Annotated in this window: 3 protein-coding genes; all 3 read left to right on the forward strand. The window is 67.9% G+C overall.

Features of this window, described 5'->3' with window-relative positions; all coding sequences use genetic code 11:
• The coding region (secD, locus tag AC1DOC_RS20910) for a protein translocase subunit SecD (RefSeq protein WP_478130410.1) at window positions 1-1,098 on the forward strand (1,098 nt) is incomplete at its 5' end.
• Between the two features lie 18 nt (window positions 1,099-1,116).
• Window positions 1,117-2,076 (forward strand): protein translocase subunit SecF, encoded by a 960-nt coding sequence (gene secF, locus AC1DOC_RS20915; RefSeq protein ID WP_015867857.1) that lies wholly within the window; start codon window positions 1,117-1,119, stop codon window positions 2,074-2,076.
• Window positions 2,077-2,216: 140 nt separating this feature from the next.
• Window positions 2,217-4,466: DUF1631 family protein (locus AC1DOC_RS20920; RefSeq protein WP_478130411.1), on the forward strand; the 2,250-nt coding region annotated here is incomplete at its 3' end.

Genomic DNA, 4,466 nt, shown 5'->3' on the forward strand with positions numbered 1-4,466 from the left:
ATCGTGGTGCAGCGGCCCGGCGTGCAGGACACGGCCAAGGCCAAGGACATCCTGGGGCGCACCGCCACGCTCGAGATGCGCCTGGTCGACGAAAGCGCCGAAGGCCGCGCGGCCGAGCTGAGCGGCGGGCCGGTGCCCTTCGGCTCCGAGAAATTCCTCGAGCGCAACGGCCGCCCGGTGATCGTGAAGAAGCAGGTGCTGGTCACCGGCGAGAACCTCACCGACGCGCAGCCCGGCTTCGACCAGCAGAGCAACCAGCCCAAGGTCGACCTGACCATGGACGCCAAGGGCGGCCGCATCATGCGCGACGTGAGCCGCGAGAACTACAAGAAGCGCATGGCCATGCTGATCTTCGAGAAGGGCAAGGGCGAAGTGCTCACGGCCCCGTCGATCAACGGCGAACTCGGCAACCGCTTCCAGATTTCCGGCTCGATGACCGTGGCCGAGGCCGCCGACCTCGCGCTGCTGCTGCGCGCCGGCTCGCTGGCCGCGCCGATGGAGATCATCCAGGAACGCACCATCGRCCCGAGCCTGGGCGCCGACAACATCGAGAAGGGCTTCAAGAGCGTGATGTATGGCTTCCTGGCCATCATGGTGTTCATGTGCGCCTACTACGCGCTGTTCGGCCTGTTCTCGTCGATCGCGCTGGCCGTCAACCTGATGCTGCTGGTGGCCATTCTCTCGATGCTGCAGGCCACGCTCACGCTGCCCGGCATCGCGGCCATGGCGCTGGCCATCGGCGTGGCCATCGACTCCAACGTGCTGATCAACGAGCGCGTGCGCGAGGAGCTGCGCAACGGCGCCTCGCCGCAGGCGGCCATCCACGCCGGCTACGACCGCGCCTGGGGCACCATCCTCGACTCCAACGTGACCACGCTGATCGCGGGCATCGCGCTGCTGGCCTTCGGCTCGGGCCCGGTGCGCGGCTTCGCGGTGGTGCACTGCATCGGCATCGTCACCTCGATGTTCTCCGCCGTGTTCTTCTCGCGCGGCCTCGTGAACTTCTGGTACGGCCAGAAGAAGAAGCTCAAGACGGTGTCGATCGGCACGGTCTGGCGCCCCAAGACCGACGGCACTGCCGTGGCTGAAGGCAAGTAAAGGTCAAGGACAAGCGCCATGGAATTCTTCCGCATCCACAAGACCATCCCGTTCATGCGCCACGCGCTGGTGCTGAACATCGTCTCCTTCGTCACCTTCGCGCTGGCGGTGTTCTTCCTGCTGCACCGCGGGCTGCACCTGTCGGTGGAGTTCACGGGCGGCACCGTGATGGAGGTGGCCTACCAGCAGTCCGCCGACATCGGCAAGGTGCGCGAGGCCATCGGCAAGCTCGGCTACCCCGACGTGCAGGTGCAGAGCTACGGCACCTCGCGCGACGTGCAGATCCGCCTGCCGGCGCAAAAGGGCATGAGCTCCGACCARCAGAGCGCGCAGGTCATGCAGGCGCTCAAGTCGGTCGATCCCTCGGCCACGCAGCGCGGCATCGAGGTGGTCGGCCCGCAGGTCGGCGAGGAGCTCACCACCAACGGGCTCAAGGCACTCGGCATGGTGGTGGTGGGCATCATGATCTACCTGGCCATCCGCTTCGAATGGAAGTTTGCGCTTGCCACCGTGCTCGCCAACCTGCACGACGTGGTCATCATCCTGGGCTTCTTCGCCTTCTTCCAGTGGGAGTTCTCGCTCGCGGTGCTGGCGGCGGTGCTGGCGGTGCTGGGCTACTCGGTCAACGAATCGGTCGTGATCTTCGACCGGGTGCGCGAGAACTTCCGGCGCTACCGCAAGATGAACACCGTCGAGATCATCGACAACGCGATCACCTCGACCATCAGCCGCACCATCATCACGCACGGCTCGACGCAGCTGGTGGTGCTCTCGATGTTCTTCTTCGGCGGCCCGACGCTGCACTACTTTGCGCTGGCGCTGACCATCGGCATCTGCTTTGGCATCTACTCGTCCTGCTTCGTGGCGGCGGCCATTGCCATGTGGCTGGGCATCAAGCGCGAAGACCTGATCAAGGGCGGCCCGGCCAAGCGCGACGGCGGCTCCGAGGACGACCCGAACGCCGGCGCCGTGGTCTGATTGCGCCGGATCAACGGGACGCGTTGCGCAAAGCCCGCCGCCATGCCGCAGGTGATGCACACTTGTGCGGTGGCGCTTGCCGATGCAAGCTCTCGGCTTTCGCCGAAAAATAGAGTCCCGTTGGCCTTCCTGATCCTTCAATGAGCACCGCGCGGTCCGCTTCCTCCCTGCAGCTCGCACGCGAGACGCGCGAGCGCTTCGTTCGCGCCACCGAGGGCGTCATCGTCCCGCTGGCGCAGGCGATACGGGACCGCCTGACGCAGCAGGCCTCGGAAATCGGCAGTGCGCGCGCCATGCAGGAGAGCCGCGACGACTTCGTGGCGTTCCAGGGCCAGGCCTCGCAATGGGTGTCGCTCGCGCAGGCGGGCTGGCGCAAGTCGGTGGACGCGCCAGCAGGTGCGGTGCCCGCCGCGCCGGCCGCGAAGCTGCGACTCGAACTCATCGGCGACGATGCCATGGAGAGCAGCATCCTGTCGTCGCGCCTGGCGCAGCTGATCCACGACAAGGCCAGCTTCGAACTCAGCGACCTGCGGCTGCGCATCCAGTTCCTGGAAGGCACCGCAGAACTCGACGCCCACGACGTGCTCAGGCCCGAAACCCTGGCCCGGCTGCTGGTGGACCAGTGGCTGGCGGCCGGCCTGAGCCGCGCGCTCTGGGCCCGCGTGCAGGACACCGTGCAGCAGCAGCTGGTCGGCGTGGTCGTCAAGGCCTACGAAGACGCCAACGCCTTCCTGGTTTCGCAGGGCGTGATGCCCGAAATCGATCTCAAGAGTTTCGTGCGCCGCACCGGCAGCAGCACCACCGGCGGCGGCGCCACCGGGCCGGCCACGATGCCGGCCTCGCCCCATGCCGGCGGCGCCACGCGGCCCGCAGGGGCCGTGCAGCGCCAGGGCGGTGCCGATACATCCCCGCAGGCACGGGGGGCGTTCGCGCCGTCCGCGCCGGCCTTCACCACGGGCGGCTCGCCGCTGCTGGCCGCGCGCCAGCGTGCGCAGACGGCGCTGCTGAGCCTCAAGCGCTTTGTCGCCGCGCGCATCGGCGCGGAAACGCCGGCCTCGCCTTCGGCTTCGATGACGACCACGGGAATGGACGGCCATGCGGCCGTCGCGGGGTCCGGCGCGACCGGTGCGGCTGCCCCGCGTGCCGTCTCCCAGACCTTCGCCGGCATGATCGCCGAGGCCGAAGCCGCCTACCGGGCCGCCGCCACGCAGTACATGCAGGGCTCGGTGCCGGGCGCCGCGGAGCAGGCCACCCTCATCCAGCAGGCCTCGGTCGACCTTCGGCGGCGCAGCGCGGAGCTCAAGAAAAAGGCGCCCACCACCGCCGACAAGGCCACGGTCGAGATCGTCGCGCTCATGTTCCAGGCCATCCTTGCCGAGGAGCGCATTCCCTTCTCGGCGCGCGTGTGGTTTGCGCGCCTGCAGATGCCGGTGCTGCGCGTGGCCATTGCCGAGCCCGAGTTCTTCGGCACGCTGCAGCACCCGGCGCGCATGCTGATCGACCGCATGGGCTCCTGCGTGATGGGCTTCGATGCCGCGGCCATCTCGGGCAGTGCGCTCGAGGGCGAGATCCGCCGCGTGGTGCAGGTGATCGAGCAGTATCCCGAAACCGGCCAGCGCGTCTTCAAGCTGGTGTTCGACGAGTTCGTGGCCTTCCTGAACCGCTAYCTCACGCAAAGCGACGCCACCCAGCGCGTCATGAGCGTGGCGCAGCAGGTCGAGCAGAAGGAAACGATGGCGATCCAGTACACCATCGAGCTGCGCAAGATGCTCAACGACATGCCGGTGCGCGAGGAGATCCGCGAGTTCCTCTTCAAGGTCTGGGCCGAGGTGCTGGCGATTGCCGCGCTGCGCTACGGCGCCCAGGGCGAGCAGACGGTGATGCTCAAGCGCGTGGCCTCCGAGCTGGTGTGGGCGGCGAGCGCCAAGCCCAACCGCGCCGACCGCGCCCGCGTGATCCAGGACCTGCCGCAGCTGCTGCAGCGCCTGCGCCTGGGCATGAACCTGCTGGGCATCATCGACGAGCCGCAGGAAGCCCACATCAAGGCCATCGGCGCCACCTTGTCCGACGCCTTCCTGTCGAAGACCGAGGCCATTCCCGCGGCCAAGATCGAGGCCATGGCCGAGCGCCTCGCGCACCTGGAAGATTTCGTCACCGACGACGGCGGCGCCTCCAGCCTGCCGCTCGATGCGACCAGCATCGAACTGCTGCTGGGCGTGGATGCAGCCTCGATCGAGGTCGTGGCCGACACCGTGGGCGGCGTTCCGGCCGAAGACATGCTGGCATGGGCCCACGAGCTGGAGGTGGGCAACTGGTTCATGCTCGACCACAACGACCGCGTGAGCCAGGTGCAGTTCGTCTGGCGCAGCGACCGCAAGCAACTGCACCTG

It is taken from the genome of Variovorax sp. 01T439_2 (genome assembly GCF_056398445.1).